General features: G+C 62.4%; 30 protein-coding genes. 6 read left to right on the top strand and 24 right to left on the bottom strand.

From position 1 onward, the window contains the following. From atpD to ACM14_RS17875, 8 genes are read right to left on the bottom strand one after another with little or no spacing between them, the layout of a single operon-like run. A complete protein-coding gene (gene atpD, locus ACM14_RS17840) occupies positions 1-1,410 on the bottom strand; it encodes a F0F1 ATP synthase subunit beta (RefSeq protein WP_012202357.1) in 1,410 nt (469 codons plus the stop codon). 34 nt (positions 1,411-1,444) lie between these two features. After that, on the bottom strand, positions 1,445-2,317 hold the full coding sequence (atpG, locus tag ACM14_RS17845) for a F0F1 ATP synthase subunit gamma (RefSeq protein ID WP_043824939.1): 873 nt from the start codon (positions 2,315-2,317) through the stop codon (positions 1,445-1,447). A gap of 18 nt (positions 2,318-2,335) precedes the next feature. After that, entirely contained in the window at positions 2,336-3,889 is a 1,554-nt protein-coding gene (gene atpA / locus ACM14_RS17850) for a F0F1 ATP synthase subunit alpha (protein ID WP_012202355.1), read from the bottom strand. Between the two features lie 48 nt (positions 3,890-3,937). Further along, complete coding sequence (locus ACM14_RS17855) at positions 3,938-4,477, bottom strand: F0F1 ATP synthase subunit delta (RefSeq protein WP_012202354.1); 540 nt, start codon at positions 4,475-4,477, stop codon at positions 3,938-3,940. Positions 4,478-4,489: 12 nt separating this feature from the next. Continuing rightward, positions 4,490-4,960, bottom strand: a complete 471-nt coding sequence (locus ACM14_RS17860) for a F0F1 ATP synthase subunit B (RefSeq protein ID WP_012202353.1) — start codon at positions 4,958-4,960, stop codon at positions 4,490-4,492. A 35-nt stretch (positions 4,961-4,995) separates the two neighbouring features. Beyond that, on the bottom strand, positions 4,996-5,244 hold the full coding sequence (atpE, locus tag ACM14_RS17865; protein ID WP_011803767.1) for a F0F1 ATP synthase subunit C: 249 nt from the start codon (positions 5,242-5,244) through the stop codon (positions 4,996-4,998). A gap of 51 nt (positions 5,245-5,295) precedes the next feature. Next, positions 5,296-6,159 carry a F0F1 ATP synthase subunit A gene (atpB, locus tag ACM14_RS17870; RefSeq protein WP_012202352.1) on the bottom strand — a complete coding sequence of 288 codons (864 nt, stop codon included), beginning with the start codon at positions 6,157-6,159 and terminating at the stop codon, positions 5,296-5,298. 21 nt (positions 6,160-6,180) lie between these two features. Next, positions 6,181-6,663 (bottom strand): ATP synthase subunit I, encoded by a 483-nt coding sequence (locus ACM14_RS17875; RefSeq protein WP_012202351.1) that lies wholly within the window; start codon positions 6,661-6,663, stop codon positions 6,181-6,183. A gap of 286 nt (positions 6,664-6,949) precedes the next feature. Here ACM14_RS17875 and ACM14_RS17880 point away from each other — a divergent pair, with 286 nt between their 5' ends. The 3 genes from ACM14_RS17880 (at position 6,950) to lipA (ending at position 8,980) form a co-directional block, all read left to right on the top strand. Next, positions 6,950-7,267 (top strand): YbeD family protein, encoded by a 318-nt coding sequence (locus tag ACM14_RS17880; RefSeq protein WP_034397898.1) that lies wholly within the window; start codon positions 6,950-6,952, stop codon positions 7,265-7,267. An 80-nt stretch (positions 7,268-7,347) separates the two neighbouring features. Then, entirely contained in the window at positions 7,348-7,989 is a 642-nt protein-coding gene (gene lipB, locus ACM14_RS17885) for a lipoyl(octanoyl) transferase LipB (RefSeq protein ID WP_254662080.1), read from the top strand. A 10-nt stretch (positions 7,990-7,999) separates the two neighbouring features. Continuing rightward, a complete protein-coding gene (gene lipA / locus ACM14_RS17890; protein ID WP_013800257.1) occupies positions 8,000-8,980 on the top strand; it encodes a lipoyl synthase in 981 nt (326 codons plus the stop codon). A 393-nt stretch (positions 8,981-9,373) separates the two neighbouring features. Here the strand turns inward: lipA and ptsP are convergent, their stop codons facing one another. From ptsP to ACM14_RS17910, 4 genes are all read right to left on the bottom strand, one after another. Further along, the gene (ptsP, locus tag ACM14_RS17895; RefSeq protein ID WP_012202347.1) at positions 9,374-11,149 is read right to left on the bottom strand and encodes a phosphoenolpyruvate--protein phosphotransferase; all 1,776 of its coding nucleotides are present in this window, start codon (positions 11,147-11,149) and stop codon (positions 9,374-9,376) included. A 117-nt stretch (positions 11,150-11,266) separates the two neighbouring features. Continuing rightward, positions 11,267-11,536, bottom strand: coding sequence for an HPr family phosphocarrier protein (locus ACM14_RS17900; protein WP_012202346.1), 270 nt, complete (start codon positions 11,534-11,536; stop codon positions 11,267-11,269). Beyond that, on the bottom strand, positions 11,505-11,966 hold the full coding sequence (locus ACM14_RS17905; RefSeq protein ID WP_170962107.1) for a PTS sugar transporter subunit IIA: 462 nt from the start codon (positions 11,964-11,966) through the stop codon (positions 11,505-11,507). The genes ACM14_RS17900 and ACM14_RS17905 overlap by 32 nt, the downstream gene beginning before the upstream one ends. Before the next feature lie 125 nt (positions 11,967-12,091). Continuing rightward, positions 12,092-12,709 carry a hypothetical protein gene (locus ACM14_RS17910; protein WP_170962108.1) on the bottom strand — a complete coding sequence of 206 codons (618 nt, stop codon included), beginning with the start codon at positions 12,707-12,709 and terminating at the stop codon, positions 12,092-12,094. Positions 12,710-12,832: 123 nt separating this feature from the next. On the opposite strand from ACM14_RS17910, the gene ACM14_RS17915 reads away from it, so the two are divergent. Then, positions 12,833-13,336, top strand: coding sequence for a TlpA disulfide reductase family protein (locus ACM14_RS17915; RefSeq protein ID WP_043780365.1), 504 nt, complete (start codon positions 12,833-12,835; stop codon positions 13,334-13,336). A gap of 72 nt (positions 13,337-13,408) precedes the next feature. On the opposite strand, the gene ACM14_RS17920 is transcribed toward ACM14_RS17915, so the two are convergent. Further along, complete coding sequence (locus ACM14_RS17920) at positions 13,409-13,855, bottom strand: cytochrome c (protein WP_065346892.1); 447 nt, start codon at positions 13,853-13,855, stop codon at positions 13,409-13,411. Between the two features lie 158 nt (positions 13,856-14,013). On the opposite strand from ACM14_RS17920, the gene ACM14_RS17925 reads away from it, so the two are divergent. After that, a complete protein-coding gene (locus ACM14_RS17925; protein ID WP_065346899.1) occupies positions 14,014-14,712 on the top strand; it encodes a cytochrome b/b6 domain-containing protein in 699 nt (232 codons plus the stop codon). A gap of 65 nt (positions 14,713-14,777) precedes the next feature. Further along, a complete protein-coding gene (locus ACM14_RS17930; RefSeq protein ID WP_065346900.1) occupies positions 14,778-15,269 on the top strand; it encodes a GNAT family N-acetyltransferase in 492 nt (163 codons plus the stop codon). Between the two features lie 112 nt (positions 15,270-15,381). Here ACM14_RS17930 and ACM14_RS17935 read toward each other — a convergent pair whose 3' ends face one another. The 11 genes from ACM14_RS17935 to rplC form a co-directional block, all read right to left on the bottom strand. Beyond that, positions 15,382-15,888 (bottom strand): peroxiredoxin, encoded by a 507-nt coding sequence (locus ACM14_RS17935; protein ID WP_013800250.1) that lies wholly within the window; start codon positions 15,886-15,888, stop codon positions 15,382-15,384. A gap of 118 nt (positions 15,889-16,006) precedes the next feature. Next, a complete protein-coding gene (gene rpsQ, locus ACM14_RS17940) occupies positions 16,007-16,276 on the bottom strand; it encodes a 30S ribosomal protein S17 (RefSeq protein ID WP_012202338.1) in 270 nt (89 codons plus the stop codon). Positions 16,277-16,289: 13 nt separating this feature from the next. Further along, complete coding sequence (rpmC, locus tag ACM14_RS17945; protein WP_012202337.1) at positions 16,290-16,487, bottom strand: 50S ribosomal protein L29; 198 nt, start codon at positions 16,485-16,487, stop codon at positions 16,290-16,292. Between the two features lie 10 nt (positions 16,488-16,497). Then, positions 16,498-16,914 carry a 50S ribosomal protein L16 gene (rplP, locus tag ACM14_RS17950; protein WP_012202336.1) on the bottom strand — a complete coding sequence of 139 codons (417 nt, stop codon included), beginning with the start codon at positions 16,912-16,914 and terminating at the stop codon, positions 16,498-16,500. A 2-nt stretch (positions 16,915-16,916) separates the two neighbouring features. Then, positions 16,917-17,789, bottom strand: coding sequence for a 30S ribosomal protein S3 (gene rpsC / locus ACM14_RS17955; RefSeq protein WP_012202335.1), 873 nt, complete (start codon positions 17,787-17,789; stop codon positions 16,917-16,919). Between the two features lie 16 nt (positions 17,790-17,805). Then, the gene (gene rplV / locus ACM14_RS17960; RefSeq protein ID WP_012202334.1) at positions 17,806-18,138 is read right to left on the bottom strand and encodes a 50S ribosomal protein L22; all 333 of its coding nucleotides are present in this window, start codon (positions 18,136-18,138) and stop codon (positions 17,806-17,808) included. A 10-nt stretch (positions 18,139-18,148) separates the two neighbouring features. Continuing rightward, positions 18,149-18,424, bottom strand: a complete 276-nt coding sequence (gene rpsS, locus ACM14_RS17965; RefSeq protein ID WP_012202333.1) for a 30S ribosomal protein S19 — start codon at positions 18,422-18,424, stop codon at positions 18,149-18,151. 10 nt (positions 18,425-18,434) lie between these two features. Then, positions 18,435-19,259, bottom strand: coding sequence for a 50S ribosomal protein L2 (gene rplB / locus ACM14_RS17970; protein ID WP_012202332.1), 825 nt, complete (start codon positions 19,257-19,259; stop codon positions 18,435-18,437). A gap of 2 nt (positions 19,260-19,261) precedes the next feature. After that, the gene (gene rplW / locus ACM14_RS17975) at positions 19,262-19,576 is read right to left on the bottom strand and encodes a 50S ribosomal protein L23 (protein WP_012202331.1); all 315 of its coding nucleotides are present in this window, start codon (positions 19,574-19,576) and stop codon (positions 19,262-19,264) included. After that, complete coding sequence (gene rplD, locus ACM14_RS17980) at positions 19,573-20,193, bottom strand: 50S ribosomal protein L4 (RefSeq protein WP_012202330.1); 621 nt, start codon at positions 20,191-20,193, stop codon at positions 19,573-19,575. The genes rplW and rplD overlap by 4 nt, the downstream gene beginning before the upstream one ends. After that, positions 20,193-20,867, bottom strand: coding sequence for a 50S ribosomal protein L3 (gene rplC, locus ACM14_RS17985; protein ID WP_012202329.1), 675 nt, complete (start codon positions 20,865-20,867; stop codon positions 20,193-20,195). The genes rplD and rplC overlap by 1 nt, the downstream gene beginning before the upstream one ends. Positions 20,868-20,887 lie beyond the last annotated feature (20 nt).

The following is a 20,887-nucleotide window of genomic DNA, read 5'->3' on the forward strand; positions in this document are numbered from 1 at the left end:
TCAAGCCGCCAGTTTCTTGGCCTTCTCGAAGGCTTCGTCGATGGTGCCAACCATGTAGAAGGCCTGCTCGGGCAGGTGATCGCACTCGCCAGCGCAGATCATCTTGAAACCACGGATGGTTTCAGCCAGCGACACGTACTTGCCGGGAGCGCCAGTGAACACTTCGGCCACGTGGAAAGGCTGCGACAGGAAACGCTGGATCTTGCGGGCGCGGGCCACGGTCAGCTTGTCTTCGGGAGCCAGCTCGTCCATGCCCAGAATGGCGATGATGTCGCGCAGTTCCTTGTAGCGCTGCAGCGTGCCCTGCACTTCGCGGGCCACCTTGTAGTGCTCTTCACCCACGACTTGGGGGTCCAGCTGGCGGCTGGTGGAGTCCAGCGGATCGACGGCGGGGTAGATACCCAGCGAAGCGATGTCACGCGACAGCACCACGGTCGAATCCAAGTGGGCGAACGTCGTGGCAGGCGAGGGGTCGGTCAAGTCATCGGCAGGCACGTAAACGGCCTGGATGGAAGTGATCGAACCGACCTTGGTCGAGGTGATGCGCTCTTGCAGGCGGCCCATTTCCTCGGCCAGCGTGGGCTGGTAGCCCACGGCGGAAGGCATGCGACCCAGCAGAGCGGACACTTCGGTACCGGCCAGCGTGTAGCGGTAGATGTTGTCCACGAAGAACAGCACGTCCTTGCCTTCGTCACGGAAGGCTTCGGCCATGGTCAGGCCGGTCAGCGCCACGCGCAGACGGTTGCCCGGGGGTTCGTTCATCTGGCCGTAGACCATGGCCACCTTGGAGTCGTTCAGCGACTCCTGGTTGACCACGCCGGCGTCCGACATTTCGTGATAGAAGTCATTGCCTTCGCGGGTACGTTCACCCACACCGGCGAACACCGACAGACCACCGTGGCCCTTGGCGATGTTGTTGATGAGTTCCATCATGTTCACGGTCTTGCCCACACCGGCGCCACCGAACAGACCCACCTTGCCGCCCTTGGCGAAGGGCGAGATCAGGTCGATCACCTTGATGCCGGTTTCCAGCAGTTCCTGCGAAGGCGACAGCTCGTCATAAGCCGGTGCCTTGCGGTGGATGGGAGCCGTCAGCGCCTGATCCACGGGACCGCGTTCGTCGATGGGGTTGCCCAGCACGTCCATGATGCGACCCAGCGTCGCCTTGCCCACGGGCACGGTGATGGGGTTGCCGGTGTTGGACACCATCAGGCCGCGACGCAGACCGTCGGACGAACCCAGGGCGATGGTACGCACAACGCCGTCACCCAGCAGTTGCTGCACTTCCAGCGTCAGGGCCGAGCCGTCGAGCTTCAGGGCATCGAACACCTTGGGCATTGCGTTGCGGGGGAACTCGACGTCCACCACAGCGCCAATACATTGAACAATCTTGCCTTGCACTTGAGCCATTTTTTGCTCCAATTAGTTTGTCTGTTGAGCTGCTTTACACAGCAGCGGCGCCAGCCACGATTTCCGACAGCTCGGTCGTGATCGCTGCCTGGCGCGTCTTGTTGTAGACCAGCTTCAACTCGCCAATGACGCTGCCTGCGTTGTCGGTAGCGGCCTTCATGGCCACCATGCGCGCCGATTGCTCGGACGCCATGTTTTCCGCGACAGCTTGGTAGACCAGGGACTCTGCGTAGCGCACGAGCAGCTCGTCGATCACGGACTGCGCGTCGGGTTCGTAGATGTAGTCCCAGCTATGGCCAGACGTCTTCTCGGCCTGCATGCTCTCGGACGACAGGGGCAGCAACTGCTCCACCACCGATTCCTGCTTCATGGTGTTGATGAACTTGGTGTAGCTCAGGTACACCGCGCTCAGCTTGCCCGCTGCATATGCATCGAGCAGCACCTTCACAGGGCCGATCAGCTTTTCCAGATGGGGCGTATCGCCCAGACCCGTCGCGTGCGAAACCACCTTGGCGCCGACACGGTTCAGAAAGCCCAGACCCTTGTTGCCAATGGCCACTGCTTCTGCCGACACGCCTTGATCCTGCAGCTCCCGCAGCTTGGCCGTGACAGCACGCAACACGTTGGTGTTCATGCCGCCGCACAACCCCTTGTCCGTTGTCACCACGATGACGCCGGCTGTCTTTGCATCACCGTTCACTTGCATGAACGGGTGCACGTACTCGGGGTTGGCTTGGCCAAGATGGACTGCAATGTTGCGGATCTTTTCGCTGTACGGGCGTGCAGCCAGCATCCGTTCCTGCGCCTTGCGCATCTTGGATGCGGCCACCATTTCCATGGCTTTGGTGATCTTCTTGGTGTTTTCCACCGATTTGATCTTGCCGCGAATTTCCTTACCTGCTGCCATGATGGCTCCTCGTCCGGTTTAAGCGAACGACTTCTTGAACGCAGCGATGGCGGCGTTCAATTCGGCTTCGGAATCCTTGTCCATGGCCTTGGAAGCGTTCAGCTTGTCGATCAGGGCGCCGTGGCTGGTCTTCAGGAACTGGTGCAGACCAGACTCGAAAGCCAGCACTTGCTTGACCTGGATGTCGTCCATGTAACCCTTGTTCACTGCGAACAGCGAAGCGCCCATCAAAGCGGTGGACAGAGGGCTGTACTGGGCCTGCTTGAGCAGTTCGGTCACGCGGGCACCGCGGTCCAGCTGCTTGCGGGTGGCTTCGTCCAGGTCGGAGGCGAACTGCGCGAAGGCAGCCAGCTCACGGTATTGCGCCAGGTCGGTACGGATACCGCCGGACTGGCCCTTGACCAGCTTGGTCTGTGCAGCACCACCGACGCGCGACACCGAGATACCGGCGTTGATGGCGGGGCGGATACCGGCGTTGAACAGGCTGGTTTCCAGGAAGATCTGGCCGTCCGTGATCGAGATCACGTTCGTGGGCACGAAGGCCGACACGTCACCGGCCTGGGTTTCGATGATGGGCAGTGCCGTCAGCGAACCCGTCTTGCCCTTGACTTCACCCTTGGTGAAGGCTTCGACGTAGTCGGCATTCACGCGGGCTGCACGTTCGAGCAGGCGGCTGTGGAGATAGAACACGTCGCCGGGGAAGGCTTCGCGGCCTGGGGGACGGCGCAGCAGCAGCGAAACCTGGCGGTAGGCCACGGCTTGCTTGGACAGGTCGTCATAGACGATCAGGGCGTCTTCGCCGCGGTCGCGGAAGTACTCGCCCATCGTGCAGCCGGAGTAGGCCGACACGTACTGCATGGCAGCGGATTCGGAAGCGGTGGCAGCCACGACGATGGTGTATTCCATCGCGCCGGCCTGCTCCAGGGCACGCACCACGTTCTTGATCGAGGAAGCCTTCTGGCCGATCGCAACGTAGATGCAGGTAACGCCCTGACCCTTCTGGTTGATGATGGCGTCGATGGCCACGGCGGTCTTGCCGGTCTGGCGGTCGCCGATGATCAGTTCGCGCTGGCCACGGCCGACGGGCACCATCGAGTCGATGGACTTGATGCCGGTCTGCAGGGGCTGGTCCACGGACTGGCGTGCGATCACGCCGGGAGCGACCTTCTCGATCACGTCCGTCATCTTGGCGTTGATCGGGCCCTTGCCGTCAATCGGCTGACCCAGGGCGTTGACCACGCGGCCGATGAGTTCGGGGCCGACGGGCACTTCCAGAATGCGGCCCGTGCACTTGACGGTGTCGCCTTCGGAGATGTGCTCGTACTCGCCCAGAATCACGGCGCCGACGGAGTCGCGCTCGAGGTTCAGCGCCAGGCCGAAGGAGGGCTGGCCATCCTTGCCTGCGGGGAATTCCAGCATTTCGCCTTGCATCACGTCCGACAGGCCGTGCACGCGCACGATACCGTCGGTCACCGAAACCACGGTGCCTTCGTTACGGATGTCGCTGCTGCCAGCCAGACCCTCGATGCGGCTCTTGATCAGTTCAGAAATTTCTGCGGGATTGAGTTGCATGACTCTTTCCTTCTTTAGCTTTGGTTAGCCGAGACCTCAGTCGCGTTGTTACGCAATGAGGGCCGCTTTCATTTGTTCCAGGCGGGCCTTGACGGACGTGTCAAGAACTTCATCACCCACCACGACGCGGATGCCACCGATCAGGGACTGATCTTGCTGCACCGACAGGTTCAGCTTTCGGCCGAAACGCTTCTCCAGCGAAGTCCCGAGGGCAGCCAGAGCGGCAGCATCTATGGGAAAAGCGCTTTGAACCACGGCGTCGGACGAGCCACCGGCGCGGTTCACGAGGCTGCGAAACTGAGCCGCCACTTCTGGCAGGGCTTGCAGTCGGCCGTTTTCAATGATGACGCGCAGAAAGTTGCGAGCGGCATCAGGCAATGCCGAGCCGGCCACGCCGCTGATGACGTCGAACAGTTGTTCGTCGGTCACCTTGGGGTCGTCGGCCAGCTGGCGCAATTGCGGATTGGCGGCAATCGCCGCCAATTCCTCCGCCCAGGCAACAGTGCCGGACAGGTCAGCACCCTGCTGGGTGCTGGCCTTGAACAGGGCATCTGCGTAAGGACGGGCAATGGTGGCGAGTTCTGCCATGTTTGCTCTTCCTTACAGCTCGGTCTTCAGGCGGTTCAGCAGGTCGGCATGGACGCCGGCATCCACTTCCTTGCGCAGGATCTGCTCGGCGCCCTTGACGGCCAGCGCAGCCACTTGCTCGCGCAGGGCTTCACGGGCCTGGACTGTCTGCTGCTCGGCCTCGGCGCGGGCAGCAGCAACAATCTTGTTGCCTTCTTCGGAGGCACGGGCCTTGGCTTCTTCGATGATGGCCTGGGCACGGCGTTCGGCGTCCGCAAGCCGCGATGCCGTTTCGTTGCGCGTCTGGGCCAGTTCCTGCTCGACGCGCTTGTTGGCGGCGGCCAGGTCAGTCTTGGCCTTGTCGGCAGCAGCGAGGCCATCGGCGATTTTCAGAGCTCGTTCATCCAGCGCCTTCGCGATCGGGGGCCACACGAACTTCATCGTGAACAGCACCAGGATCAGGAAAACGATGGCCTGGACGAACAGGGTCGCGTTGATACTCACGGCAACACCTTTCTATCTAGGGCGTTGATCGGAGCTTAGGCCAGGACGAAGGGGTTGGCGAAAGCGAACAGCAGAGCGATAGCAACACCGATCAGGAAGGCAGCGTCGATCAGACCGGCCAAGATGAACATCTTGGTTTGCAGTTCGTTGATCAGCTCAGGCTGACGTGCCGACGATTCCAGGAACTTGCCACCCATCAGGGCGATACCGATCGAAGCGCCGATAGCGCCCAGACCAACGATCAGACCACAAGCCAGAGCGACGAGACCGAGAATGTTTTCCATGATGACTCCTGAGATTAAAGAAAGAGAAAGGTTGAGAGGGAAAGGAAATGGTCAGTGGGCTTCATGTGCCTGGCCGAGATAGATCAGCGTCAGCATCATGAAAATGAAGGCCTGCAGGGTGATGATCAGAATGTGGAAGATCGCCCAGATAGAGCCTGCAATGATGTGCCCCAAGGGGAGCAACACACCGGAAAGCGACATGGCAGCCGCACCGCCCATCAGAGCGATCAGACAGAACACCAACTCACCAGCGTACATGTTGCCGAACAGTCGCATGCCATGCGAAACCGTCTTGGCGACATATTCAATGATCTGCATGGCCAGGTTGATAACACCCAGGATCAGTGCAAACACGGGATTCTTGCTGGTGCCGAACGGAGCGGTCACCAGTTCGTGGGCCCAGCCGCCCATGCCCTTGATCTTGATGCTGTAGAAGAAGCACAGGATCAGCACGGCCGAGGACAGGCCCAGCGTGGTCGAGAGGTCAGCCGTGGGAACGACGCGCAGGTAGGCGTGCGAGTCACCCTGGACGCCCTGCCACAGTACCGGCAGCAGGTCCACGGGCAGCATGTCCATGGCGTTCATCATGAAGATCCAGACGAACACGGTCAGTGCCAGGGGAGCGATGAACTTGCGGCTTTGCGCGTTGTGGATGTTGGCCTTGGCCTGGTTGTCCACCATCTCGACCAGCAGCTCTACAGCCGCCTGGAAGCGGCCCGGAACGCCCGATGTGGCCTTGCGCGCGGCAAGCCACAGCACGAACAGGCTCAGCACGCCCAGCGTGGCGCTGACGACGATCGAATCCAGGTTGATGACCGAAAAGTCGATGATCGACTTTTGCTTGATGTTCTGGAGGTGCTGCAGGTGGTGAACGATGTATTCACTTGCAGTAGGTGCGTGCGCGTCTGCGGCCATCGGTCAACTTCTCTTCAAATATCAATCGGTTTTTCGGACATTGGCCCGCACTATCAGCGCGACCCAATACGTTTTCATGACGATCACCAAGCCCGCCAGCAGCGCCAGCCAACTCAGCCCCGGGACCAGCTTGGGTGCAGCCGCCAGCATGGCAATGCACAGCACCAGCTTCACCAGTTCCCAGCCAAAAATTCCCACCATGGCGGCTGCAGCGCCGCCAGGCCTCTTGCGCACGACGGCGCGCGCAAACAGCGCAGCCGGCAGCACCACCGACAAGGCGCCATAGGCAGCCGACCATCCAACCTCGGCGCGCCCCGTCACCAGCCACGCGACCAGTGCCACCAGCACGCCAACCACCGCCTGGACCACCACGAAGCGCCACACAGACATCTGCGGGTTTCGCGTGCGCCACTCCTGAGCCTCCTCGGAGGTCAGGGGCTTGAAGTCGGAATCCTCGCCCTCAAGTTCCCTGTCAGCGTCTGTGTCAGCGGCGTAGTTTTTCATTGAGTTCTCGAAGGCCGCAGACCAGACAAGACTTTTTCACAAAGCCTCTGATTATAAGTAAAAACCCCTGCCGAACGATAGGGGTTGTTACGGGCATGCCCAAAACGGCGGCGGCAGCCTGGCTGTGTGGCAGCAGGCCAACAACGCCAGCCTCGCACCGCAGGCAGCTTGTTTGTTGTGTGTGGAGTTTTCGTGACCGGCGGCGCGGCAGCCCCAGGCTGCGACATGGCCGCGAACGATAGCGCACAATCGCCTCCAACGCCAAGCGATTAACCTTGATTCACCTATGACCGACGCCCCCACCCCCTCCTCCGCACCAGCAGCCGCGCCGGGCGCGGACCCGCGCAAGGACTCGTTGATCGAGTACCCATCGCAGTTTCCCATCAAAGTCATGGGCATCAAGGCCGAGCATCTGGTGCATGAAATCACCCAGATCGCCGAGCGCTTCGACCCCGCCTTTGACCCCAGCACCATCGAGTTGCGCCCCAGCAGCAGCGGCAAATACCTGGGTGTCACCGTCACGGTGACGGCCACCAGCCGCGAGCAGCTCGACGACCTGTACCGGGCGTTCACCTCGCACCCGCTTGTGAAAGTGGTGCTTTGAGCGCCCCAGCCACCGAGCTTGCGCAGACGCTGGACTTGCGCCTGCTGGGCCGCACCGACTACGAAGCCACGGTGCAGGCCATGCAGGCATTCACGAGCGGCCGCGATGCCGGCACGCGCGACGAGCTCTGGATCTGCGAGCACGCCCCGCATTTCACGCAAGGCCTTGCCGGGAAAAGTGACCACTTGCTGAGCCCTGGCGACATTCCCGTGGTCGCAACCAACCGCGGCGGGCAGGTCACCTACCACGGCCCGGGCCAGGTGGTCGCCTATCCGTTGCTCGATCTGCAGCGCCTGGGCTACTTCGTCAAGGAATACGTGTTCCGCATCGAAGATGCGGTCATCCGCACGCTGGAGCATTTCGGCATCACCGGCCACCGCGTGGAAGGCGCCCCCGGCATCTACGTGCGCCTCGACGATCCTCGCAGCCACGCCATGCTGGCCCAGCGCCCGCAACTGCGCGCACCCGGCTCGCCCGCGCCCCAGCCCGATTTTTCGGGGCTGGGCAAGATTGCAGCCCTGGGCATCAAGGTCAGCCGGCATTGCACCTATCACGGCGTTGCCCTGAATGCCGCCATGGACCTGGAACCCTACGAACGGATCAACCCTTGCGGCTATGCAGGACTGCAAACGGTGGACCTTTCTACAATCGGCGTTCAGACAACCTGGGACGAAGCCGCGCGCGTGCTGGGACGACAGTTGCAGCGCCGCCTAGCCCCCTGAATCCAGAACCATGACCACCAACACCGTCGTGCGCGAAGCGCAGTCCCAAGCCGAGTACAACCCGCTGGCCAAGCAGAAGGCGGCAGCGAAGCTTTCGCGCATCCCGATCAAGGTCGAGCATGGCGAGGCCCTCAAGAAGCCCGAGTGGATCCGCGTCAAGGCGGGCAGCCCCACCACGCGCTTCTACGAGATCAAGGACATCCTGCGCGCCAACAAGCTGCACACGGTCTGCGAGGAAGCCTCCTGCCCCAACATCGGCGAATGTTTCGGCAAGGGCACGGCCACCTTCATGATCATGGGCGACAAGTGCACGCGCCGCTGCCCGTTCTGCGACGTGGGCCACGGCCGCCCCGACCCGCTGGACACCAACGAGCCGCTCAATCTTGCCAAGACGATTGCCGAGCTGCGCCTGAAGTACGTGGTGATCACCAGCGTGGACCGCGATGACCTGCGCGACGGCGGCTCGGGCCATTTCGTGGAGTGCATCAAGAACATCCGCGAGCTCTCGCCGCTAACCCAGATCGAGATCCTGGTGCCCGACTTCCGTGGCCGCGACGACCGTGCGCTGGAAATCCTCAAGGCCGCACCTCCCGATGTGATGAACCACAACCTGGAGACCGCACCGCGCCTGTACAAGGAAGCGCGTCCCGGCTCGGACTACCAGTTCTCGCTGAACCTGCTCAAGAAGTTCAAGGCCTTGCACCCCAAGGTTCCGACCAAGAGCGGCATCATGGTGGGCCTGGGCGAGACCGACGAGGAAATCCTGCAGGTGATGCGCGACATGCGCGCCCATGACATCGACATGCTGACCATCGGCCAGTACCTGGCGCCCAGCAACAGCCACCTGCCGGTGCGCCGATATGTGCACCCCGACACCTTCAAGATGTTCGAGGAAGAAGCCTACAAGATGGGCTTCACGCACGCCGCCGTGGGCGCCATGGTGCGCTCCAGCTACCACGCGGATCAGCAGGCACACGCCGCAGGCGTTTGAGCTCGCCGCACCCAGGCGGCCCTCAATGCCCAGCCCTCGCCAGCCCTGCTGCCGAGGGCTTTTTCATGGCCGCATGACGGCACATCAAGACGCGCAGGCAACAAAAAAGCAGAGCCGCTGACGCATGCTCTGCTTGAATTGGAGGCGATGTTGCCTCTTCTGACATCGTAGAAAAAAAGCCTGGCTAACCGGCAGACCGCTGGCTGGCAAACCGACTTGCTGCAGGCTGAACAGGCCTGGCGAGTCGCCCCACGATGAAACTGAAAAAGGCTTGCAGCTCGAATTCCCCACCAGAGAGTTTCTTGCTGCATTGGGGCTGATCATAGCATCGAATGAGAATCAATCGCAACTAAAGTTGCAAATCTTTTTCTGCGCATCCTCGCCTGCATGAATTCATGGTCCCAGCAGCGCTGCGGGACTGTCCGAGCGGAGGACTTCCTGCGCCCAGGCAGTCAGCTTGCGTGTGTCGGCACGCAAGATTTCCTGCTTGACGACCAGTATCTGCGCCGGATGCATGGAAAAGCTGCGCAGACCCAGGCCGAGCAGCAGGCGCGTCATGCCCACATCCCCGGCGGTCTCCCCGCAGACACAGACGCTCTTGCCCTGCGCCCTTCCTTCGGCAATCACGTCTGCCACCAGCTTGAGCACGGCGGGATGCAAGGGGTCATAGAGATGGGCCACGGTCTCGTCGGCGCGGTCGATGGCCAGCGTGTACTGGATGAGGTCGTTGGTGCCGATCGACAGGAAGTCGAAGTAACGCAAAAAGGTGCGCACGATCAGCGCGGCCGCAGGCACTTCGATCATGGCGCCCAGCTTGACCGGGCCATGGGCCACGCCTCGCGCGTCGAGTTCGCTTTGCGCCAGCCGCACCTGGGCCAGGGTCTGCTCGATCTCGCTTTGGTGGGCCAGCATGGGAAACAGCAGATGGATCTGCCCATGCGCCGCCGCACGCAGGATGGCGCGCAACTGGGTGCGGAACATGGCAGGGTCAGCCAGGCTCCAGCGGATGGCACGCAGACCCAGCGCGGGGTTCAGGTAGTAATCCTTGGGCTGTGCCTTGTCCAGCGGCTTGTCGGCGCCCACGTCCAGCGTGCGAATGGTCACGGGCATGCCCTGCATGCCGTCCACCGCTTCGCGGTAGGCACGGTACTGCTCCTCCTCACCGGGCAGGTTGCCGCCGCGCCCCATGAACAGGAATTCCGTGCGGAACAGCCCCACGCCCACGGCGCCTGCATGCACGGCCGCAGGCCCGTCGCCGGGTTGCTCGATATTGGCCAGCAACTCGATGCGCTCTCCGTCCAGCGTCAGCGCGGGCGTGTGGCGCAGGCGTGAGAGGCGCTCGCGCTCCAGCTCGTTCTGGCGCTGGCGAAAGCCATATTCGGCCAGGATGATGGGAGAAGGATCGACGATGACGACGCCTGCGTTGCCATCGATGATGATCCAGTCGTCCTGGCGGATCAGCTGGCTGGCCGCGCGCGCTCCGACCACGGCCGGGATGTCCATGCTGCGCGCCACGATGGCCGTGTGCGAGGTGCGACCGCCCACGGCCGTGATGAAGCCGGCAAACAGCCGGCTCTTGAACTGCAGCATGTCCACCGGCGACAGGTCCTGCGCCACCAGGACCAGGGGCACATCGGTGACTTCGTCGAGCAGCAGCGGCTGCTGCGGCGCGCCCTCCCCCGTTGCATCGGCTCGCGGCAGCGCGGCAGGCGCGGGCACGGGGCTGGCCATGCCCTTCATGTAGCGCAGGATGCGCTCGACCACCTGCTCCAGGTCGGCCTTGCGCTCGCGCAGATACTCGTCCTCCATCTCGTCGAACTGGCGCGAGACGACCTCGAGCTGCGTGGTCAGCGCCCATTCGGCGTTGTAGAGACGATCGGAAATCCAGTGCTTGATGGCGGCGGCCAGGGCCTCGTCCTGCAACAGCAGCAGGTGGACGTCGAGCAGGGCATCGAGCTCGCCCGGCGCATCCTGGGGCATTTCATCCTGCAGACGGCGCAGCTCGTCGATGACGGCGTTGCGTGCACTGCGGGCGCGGTCGATTTCCGCGTCCACCTGGTCGGGCCGGATGAAGTAGTGCACCACCTCCATGCGGCTGGAGGCCACCACCACCGCGCGTCCTATCGCAATGCCCCGTGAAACGGCCAGTCCGTGGATTGCAAACGTCATTGCGCCTGTCCTTTGCCTGCTGCTGCGCAGGCCCCGGGCCGTCGCAATGCGGCATCGTCCGGGCCCGGCGCGTGTTGCTCTTTTGCGCTCACCGTCTGCCAGCGCAGCGGAGGCCCATCACTGGCCTTCGCCAAATTTGTCGTTGATCAGGGCCGTCAGCGCATCCATGGCTTCCTGCTCCTGCGGTCCTTCGGTTTCCAGCAGCACCTCGGAGCCCATGCCGGCAGCCAGCATCATCACGCCCATGATGCTCTTGGCATTGATGCGCCGCTCGCCCTTGCTCATCCAGACTTCGCAGGGAAAGCTGCCTGCAAGCTTGGTGAGCTTGGCGGAGGCGCGGGCGTGCAGGCCCAGTTTATTGCTGATGGTTATAGGGGTCTTGATCATTGGATGGTCGCGGACTCTGGTTCTGAGGCGTGTTCACGCCCACCTGCATCACCCCATGGCTGCCTCCCGCCAAGGCACGCTCGGCCACGGCTTCCAGCGCCTCGTGGCGATAGCCTATGGAGCGCAGCAGCATGGGCAAGTTCACTCCGGCCACCAGCCGCCCGGCAGGCAGCTGCGCCACCAGGCGCTGCGCCACGTTGCAGGGCGTCGCGCCAAAGAGGTCGGTCAGCACCAGCGTGGGCAGCGCCACCAGGCCGCCATGGTCCTCAAGCAACTGCTCGGCACGCATCAGGGTGGCCTCGGGCGGCTCCTGAGCGGGCACATCCAGGGCAAGGACGTCCTCGGCACTGTCGGCGAACACATGCAAGGCGCATTCGCGCAGTGCATGGGCCAAAGGTGCGTGGGTGAACAAAAGGATGCGCGTGGTCATGAAGTCACAGGGTTCGGAGTCGATTATGGCGTGCGCAGGCGCATGCAGGGCAACCGGCGCGCCTGCACTGCGTTCCATGCCACAGCTGCCTCCCGCATCCGTGGCTCCGAAACCTGTTGCCGTTGCTATTGCAGTTGCAGGCTGGCGAAGAAGTTGTTGGCCTCGTCTGTGCGCGGCTTGTCGCTGTAGATGACGGCATGGTAGAGGCGTGCGCCTGCCGGCTCCATTCGTGCAAACCACACGCCATGGGCGGTGAGCTTCCAGCCCTGGGGCCCCACGCCTTCAAACGTGGTGCGCAGCGACTGCGGCAGATTCAGTGCGCCTGCAGGCAGGAAAGGGCCATCTTCCTTGGAGCGCAGTTGCTTGGCGCCCGCCGGGGCCTGCCCCGGAGCACCCGGGTTCATCTGGCCGAGCACGGCTGCCTGCCAATACGACAGCATCTCGGCGGCTCTGGACGGCTCGCTGACCAGGAAGTGGGACACCGCGTAGGTCGACGCATCGGCATCGCATCCCATCATGGACATCTGCACCGTGCCCATGCCCTGGCCCAGCTCCACCGGCCGTGTTGCGGATTGCGGATCGCAGGGCAAGAGCACGCGCAGCGGCGTGCCTTCGACCGCGACCTGCCGCCAATCCAGCCTGGGACTGCAGGCGGCCAGGGGCGCCAACACCAGCATCGCGGCGCCAAGCCGCAGGGCCAGAGCGCGGCCCTTTGCTTTCGAAAAGCTTTCCATCAATGTCATGCCGGCATTATCGGCATGGCCCGACCTGTCCGAGCCCCGAACTTTTGCCCTTGCTGCGCATCGAAAGGCGGTGCACGGCATGCGTGCAGGCCTTCGGGCGCAACTTTGGGCACAATCGTCGCTATGGCAAGCAAACATTGGATCGCAGGCGTGGTGATCGCCGCAGCCGCCGGCATGGGCGCATGGGTGTATTCGGGTGCCGGCCAAACGGCCGCGCCGCAGTCCACCTTCGTGCTGCTGGACGGCAGCAAGCAGACCACGGCCGACCTCAAGGGCAAGGTGACCTTGGTGAATTTCTGGGCCACCAGCTGCACCACCTGCGTGGCCGAGATGCCCGAGATCGTTGCCACCCACCAGAAATTCCAGAGCCAGGGGTTCGAGACCCTGGCCGTGGCCATGAGCTACGACCCGCCCAGCTATGTGGTGAACTTCGCCGATTCGCGCAAGCTGCCTTTCAAGGTCGCGCTGGACAACACCGGCGCCGTGGCCCGGGCCTGGGGCGATGTGCAACTGACTCCCACCACCTACATCGTCAACAAGCGCGGCGACATCGTGAAGCGCTATGTGGGCGCACCTGACTTCGCTGAGTTGCATCGGCTGATCGAGAAGCTGCTGGCCGAGGCCTGATACAGCGCAGACCAGGGCACAAAAAAACCGGCATCAGGCCGGTTTTTCATTGGTGCATCCTCCGCCCGCCGCTCAACGGCTGCGGAAGCTGTCGTGGCAGGCCTTGCAGCTGGCGGCGGCCGGGCCGAAGGCGGCCTTGAGCTGGTCCAGGTTGCCGGACTTGGCCGCAGCCGCGAGCTTGACCGTCTCGGCCTGCATCTTCTCCGACAGGTCCTGGAACTTGGCCTGCTCCTTCCAGATTTCAGGCTTGGCCTTTCCACCTTCCGTGCCCGCGCCGAACGCGGCCCAAGGCAGCTTGGCCATGAAGGCCACCACCTCGGCGTTTTCCTGGGCCGCCTTGGCATCGAAGGGGATCTTTCCGTTCGCCATGGCGCCCAGGCGCCCGAAATGCTGGCCCAGCACGGCGAGCGCGCCCTGGCGGTACTTGATGGCGTCTTCAGACTTGGCGAACTGTGCGGACGCGGGCAGCGCCGTGGCGGCCACCAGGGCGGCCAGCGCCCATGCAGAAACTTTCTTCATCGTGGTTTTCCTTTGGGAGTGTGGGGAAATCTGCCGGACCAGTATGGCAGCGGCATCTTGCCGGCGCCGCTTTGATTGACCACGGCCAGGGTGCATTCCTGGTGCTCGCAGGAATGCGGGGCGGCACAATGCCCCATCCCCATCCCAGCTTTCATGCCATGGCACAAGAATCGACCGCACAAGGCGCCGCCAAGCACAAGGTCCGCATCTGGGACCTGCCCACCCGGCTGTTTCACTGGCTGCTGGCCGTAACGGTGGTCGGCTTGGTCGTGACGGCCAAGCTGGGCGGCAATGCCATGAACTGGCATCTGCTGCTGGGCCATGCCATGCTGGCCCTGCTGCTGTTCCGCCTGCTTTGGGGCCTGGTGGGCGGCCGCTGGTCGCGATTTGCCAGCTTCATCCACGCGCCCGCCACCGTGCTGCGCCATGTGCGGGGACAAGGAACGGAGAGCGACAGCGCAGGCCACAGCCCGCTGGGCGCCCTGTCCGTGTTTGCCATGCTGGCCGTGCTGATCGCCCAGGTGGGCAGCGGGTTGCTCAGCGACGACGAGATTGCGTTCTCCGGGCCGCTGGGCCGCTTTGTATCGGGCGACACCGTGGCACAGGCCACCGCCTACCACGCGCACTGGGGGCAGTATCTGCTGTACGCGCTGGTGGCCCTGCACCTGTTGGCCATCCTGTTCTATGCCTGGCGCGGACGGGGTCTGGTGCGCGCCATGGTGACGGGAGACAAGCACTTGCCCGAACCCCTGCCCTCTTCACGCGACACGGCAGCCAGCCGCCTGTTGGCATTGGTCCTGGCGTTGGTGGCGGGCGCCGCCGCATGGTGGGTGCAGCAGCTGGGGGCTGCTTTCTGACGGCGTGGCCAGACGTTGCCAGCTTGCCGCTACACTGCGTTTTCCGTCGTTTTAGCCAAGTGCCCGTGGACAAGCCTGCTGTCGCCTTGCTGGCGCCGAATCCCCTGGAAGACATGGACGAAGTCCGCCAGATCTTCCAGGAGTACGCCGCAAGCCTAGATGTCGATCTGCAATTTCAAGATTTCGAGGCCGAGATCGCCGATCTGCCTGGCGAATACGCATCGCCGCGCGGCCACATCCTGCTGGCCAAGGTCGATGGCGCCGTGGCCGGCTGCTGCGCCTTGCGCCCGCTGGACAACTGCGATTACGCCAACGCCGCCGAGATGAAGCGCCTGTTCGTACGCAAGGCCTTTCGCGGTTTCGGCCTGGGCCGCCAGCTCGCCGAGGCCATGCTCGATGTGGCGCGCCAGGCTGGCTATGACCATGTGCTGCTGGACACGCTGGACGATATGGAGTCGGCACGCGCCCTCTACACGGACCTGGGCTTCCAGGAAATCCCGCCCTACTATCACAACCCCATCGCAGGGGCGCATTACCTCAAGGCCGATATCTTCTAGGGCCCGGCTGAAGCAGCCCCCTGAAACACAAAAAGGCATTGCACCTGGGTGCAATGCCTTTTTTCGCAAAAGCGCGGTGCCCAGGCCCTGCAGGCCTGCAGCACGATCAGGATCAGGCCTTGGCCTGGCCCAGCAGGGTGGCAGCGTCGCTGACTTCGAACTTGCCAGGGCCTTCCACGTTCAGCGTGGCGACCTTGCCGTCCTTGACCAGCATGGAGTAGCGGTTGCTGCGCAGGCCCAGGCCCTTGCCGTTCAGGTCCAGCGTCAGGCCGGTGGCCTTGGCGAAGGCGGCATCGCCGTCGGCCAGCATGCGCACCTTGCCGTCGGTCTTCTGGTCACGGGCCCACGCGCCCATCACGAAGGCGTCGTTGACCGACAGGCACCAGATCTCGTCTACGCCGGCAGCCTTGAAGGCTTCGGCCTGCTCCACGAAGCCGGGCACATGCTTGGCCGAGCAGGTGGGAGTGAATGCGCCGGGCACGGCGAAGACCGCGATGGTCTTGCCGGCAGCGGCTTCGGGCAGCTTCACGGGGTTGGGGCCGATGCTGCAGCCATTGCCTTCGACTTCCACGTATTCCATCAGGGTGGCAGCGGGCAGGGCATCTCCGACTTTGATCATCTCTATCTCCTTTGTGGTGCAAAACCGGGGGCCGCCGAAATGGTGGTCCCCAAACGAAAAAACGACCCACATTGTGGGTCGTTTCCTGTGGCCTTGCAGCCGGTGGGCCTGTGTAGGCTTACACCAGAGCAGCCTTTTGCACCAAGCGGGTAGCAACCCAGTTCTTGGTCTTGGACAGCGGGCGGCTTTCCGTGATTTCAACCACGTCGCCCAGCTTGTATTCACCTTGCTCGTCGTGAGCGTGGTACTTGCTGGACTTGATCATGATCTTGTCATAGATCGGGTGCTTGACGCGGCGTTCAACCATGACCGTCACGGTCTTGGCACGCTTGTCGCTGACCACCTTGCCAATCAAGGTGCGCTTGAGGGATTTTTTAGCTTCCGTCATGTCGGCTTCCTGATTACTTGGCAGCTTGCTTTTCAGCAAGGATGGTCTTGGCGCGGGCGATGTCACGGCGCGTGGTACGCAGCGTGTTCGTGTTACCCAGCTGTTGCGTAGCCTTTTGCATACGCAGGCCAAAGTGAGCCTTTTGCAGGGACTTCACTTCGGCTTCCAGGCCGGCAACGTCTTTTTGGCGGAGTTCAGCAGCTTTCGTCATGTTGTTCTCCTTAGGCACCAATTTGACGGGACACGAAGGTCGTACGCAGCGGCAGCTTTGCAGCGGCCAGGCGGAACGCTTCACGAGCCAGCTCTTCAGGGACGCCCACGATTTCGTAGAGCACCTTGCCGGGCTGGATTTCGGCCACGTAGTACTCGGGGTTGCCCTTACCGTTACCCATACGCACTTCTGCGGGCTTGGTAGAGATTGGCTTGTCCGGGAACACGCGGATCCAGATACGACCGCCACGCTTGACGTGACGCGAGATCGCGCGGCGAGCCGCTTCGATCTGACGCGCCGTCAGGCGACCACGGTCAGTGGACTTCAGGCCGAAGTCACCGAAAGCAACGGAGTTACCACGCGTTGCGATACCGGTGTTGCGACCCTTTTGCTCCTTGCGGTATTTGCGGCGAGCAGGTTGCAGCATCTTTATTCTCCTTTACCGTCCGCTGCTGTAGCGGGCGCGTCAGTCTTGCGAACGCGCTTAACGGAATCAGCGCCAGCGCCGGCGGGCTTATCGCTGCCGTCAGCAGGTGCTGCGTTAGCGCCTGCGGGGCGGCGGGCACCACGGCCAGCACCGTCACGACGACCATCGCCGCGACCATCACGGCGGGGGCCGCGAGGACGACGTTCTTCTTCGGGGCGGGGGGTCTCGGCTGCCGGCAGGTCGTTACGACCCAGCGTGTCACCCTTGTAGACCCAGACCTTCACACCGATCACACCGTAGGTCGTCTTGGCTTCGGAGAAGCCATAGTCGATGTCGGCGCGCAGTGTGTGAAGTGGCACACGGCCTTCGCGATACCACTCGCAACGTGCAATTTCGATACCGTTCAGACGGCCCGAAGACATGATCTTGATGCCTTGGGCACCCAGACGCATGGCGTTTTGCATTGCACGCTTCATGGCGCGGCGGAACATGATGCGCTTTTCGAGCTGCTGGCAGATCGAATCGGCGATCAGCTTGGCATCGATTTCAGGCTTGCGCACTTCTTCGATGTTCACAGCCACGGGCACGCCCAGACGGGTTGCGAGTTCCTTCTTCAGGTTCTCGATGTCCTCGCCCTTCTTGCCGATCACGACACCAGGACGTGCCGAGAAGATCGTGATGCGGGCGTTCTTTGCAGGACGCTCGATCAGGATGCGCGACACGGCGGCATTCTTCAGCTTGGCCTTCAGGAACTCGCGCACCTTGATGTCTTCGGCCAGCATGCCGGCGAAGTCACGGTTGCTTGCGTACCAACGGCTGGCCCAGTTGCGGCTAACAGCCAGGCGGAAGCCGGTAGGATGGATTTTCTGTCCCATATTCTTCCCAGGCCTTTCAGTTGCCAACCGTCACGTACACGTGGCACGTGGGCTTGCTGATGCGATTGCCGCGGCCCTTTGCACGCGCGGTGAAGCGCTTGAGCGTGGTGCCTTGTTCGACGAAGATGGTCTTGACCTTCAGTTCGTCGATGTCGGCGCCGTCGTTGTGCTCGGCGTTGGCGATGGCGGACTCGAGCACCTTCTTGATGATCACGGCAGCTTTTTTCTGCGTGAACGTCAGGATGTTCAGGGCTTGGTCCACTTTCTTGCCGCGGATCAGGTCCGCGACCAGGCGACCCTTGTCCACAGACAGGCGGACGCCACGGAGAACAGCACGTGTTTCAGACATGTTCTATTCCTTACTTCTTGGCTTTTTTGTCCGCCGGGTGACCCTTGAAGGTACGGGTCAGCGCGAATTCGCCGAGCTTGTGGCCGACCATCTGGTCAGTCACATACACGGGCACGTGCTGCTTGCCGTTGTGCACGGCGATGGTCAGACCGATGAACTCGGGCAGAACCATGGAGCGACGCGACCAGGTCTTGACGGGCTTCTTGTCCTTGGTGGCGACGGCCTTTTCGGCCTTTGCCAGCAAGTGATGGTCAACAAACGGACCCTTTTTAAGAGAACGAGTCATTTGCTACCCTTTACTTCTTGCGACGCGACACAATCATCGACTGCGTGCGCTTGTTGTTACGGGTACGGTAGCCCTTCGTCAGGTTGCCCCATGGGTCAACAGCGTGACGACCTTCACCGGTCTTGCCTTCACCACCACCGTGCGGGTGATCGACAGGGTTCATCACCACGCCGCGAACGGTCGGGCGAATACCCATCCAACGCTTCACACCGGCCTTGCCCAGACGGCGCAGGCTGTGTTCTTCGTTGGCGACTTCACCGATGGTCGCGCGGCATTCGATGTGCACCTTGCGCACTTCGCCGGAACGCATACGCACTTGGGCGTAGATGCCTTCACGGGCCAGCAGCGTAGCCGACGTACCTGCCGAACGGGCGATCTGCGCGCCAGCGCCGATCTTCAGTTCGATGCAGTGGATGGTCGAACCCACGGGGATGTTGCGGATCGGCAGGGTGTTGCCCACGCGGATCGGGGCTTCCGAACCGCTGACGATCGTTGCGCCGACTTCCAGGTTGCGCGGAGCAATGATGTAGCGACGCTCGCCGTCGGCATAGCACACCAGAGCGATGTGGGCCGTACGGTTGGGGTCGTACTCAATGCGCTCGACCTTGGCGGGGATGCCGTCCTTGGTGCGCTTGAAGTCCACCACGCGATAGTGGTGCTTGTGGCCACCGCCCTTGTGACGGGTGGTGATGTGACCGTTGTTGTTACGGCCCGACTTCTGGTGCTGAGGCTCCAGCAGGGGGGCGAAACCTGCACCCTTGTGCAGATGGTCACGCGTGACCTTGACCGTGCCGCGTTGGCCGGGGGTCGTCGGTTTGAGCTTGATAACAGCCATGATTACGCAGCCTCCCCGGACAGGTTCAGCTCTTGACCGGGCTTGAGCATCACGTAGGCCTTGCGAACGTGGTCGCGGCGGCCAGTGGTCTTGCCAAAGCGCTTGGTCTTGCCCTTGATGTTCACCACGGAGACACCAGCAACTTCCACCTTGAACATCAGTTCCACGGCGGCCTTGATTTCATGCTTGGTGGCGCTCTGCAGCACCTTGAACGTCACGGCGTTGGACTTCTCGGCAACCATGGTGGCCTTTTCGGACACGATGGGAGCAACCAACACCTGCATCAGACGACCTTCGTCAAACTTGAGCGTGCTCATTCGAACATCTCCTTGAGTTTGTCGATCGCACCCTTGGTGACGAGCACTTTCTTGTAGTGCACCAGCGACACGGGGTCGGCGTAGCGCGGCTCGACCACGAACACGTTCTTCAGATTGCGGGAAGCCAGGTACAGGTTCTCGTCGACTTCTTCAGCGATCACCATGACCGATTCCAGGTTCATGGCCTTGAACTTGTCGGCCAGCACCTTGGTCTTGGGGCTTTCGAGCTTCAGCGAGTCCACCACGGCCAGACGGCCTTCGCGGGCCAGCTGCGACAGGATGGCAACCATACCGGCGCGGTACATCTTCTTGTTGATCTTCTGCGTGAAGTTTTCTTCAGGCAGATTCGGGAAGATGCGGCCGCCGCCACGCCACAGAGGCGAGGAAGACATACCGGCACGAGCACGGCCGGTGCCCTTTTGCTTGAACGGCTTGGCAGTCGTGTGACGAACCTGCTCGCGGTCCTTCTGAGCGCGAGTGCCCTGACGTGCGTTGGCACGGTAGGCGATCACGATCTGGTGGACGAGGTCTTCGTTGAATTCACGACCGAAAACAGTCTCGGGCGCATCGAACTTGGATGCGGCCTGGCCTTGTTCATTCAGGAGTTCGAGCTGCATTAGTTCGCTCCCTTGGAAGCTTTGGCCTTGATGGCGGGGCGCACCGTCACGAAGCCACCCTTGGAGCCCGGAACAGCGCCCTTGATCAAGAGCAGTTGGCGTGCTTCGTCAATGCGAACCACGTCGAGATTTTGGGTGGTGATGGTTTCATCGCCCATGTGACCGGTCATCTTCTTGCCCGGGAACACGCGACCTGGATCCTGGGCCATCGAGATGGAGCCGGGAACATTGTGCGAACGGCTGTTGCCGTGCGAGGCGCGCTGCGAGCGGAAGTTGTGACGCTTGATGGTGCCGGCGAAGCCCTTACCGATGGAAGTGCCTTGCACGTCCACCTTCTGGCCCACCGAGAACAGCTCGGCGACGGGCAGGACGGAGCCTGCGGCGTACTTGCCAGCGGTTTCTTCGGTCACGCGGAATTCACCCATCACTTCACCGGCTTCGACACCTGCCTTGGCAAGGTGGCCGGCTTCTGGCTTGGTCACGCGAGATGCCTTGCGCGAACCGAAAGTGACCTGCAGGGCCACGTAGCCATCGTTCTCTTGGGTTTTGACCTGAGTCACACGGTTGTTGGACACATCCACCACCGTGACGGGCACTGCGTCCCCGTCATCGGTGAACAGACGCATCATGCCCACCTTGCGACCCAGCAACCCGAGGGAGTTGCTCAGACTCATTTGTTTGCTCCAAAACTTTC

The organism is Delftia sp. JD2, assembly GCF_001682645.1.
Classification (GTDB): Bacteria; Pseudomonadota; Gammaproteobacteria; order Burkholderiales; family Burkholderiaceae_C; genus Comamonas; species Comamonas acidovorans.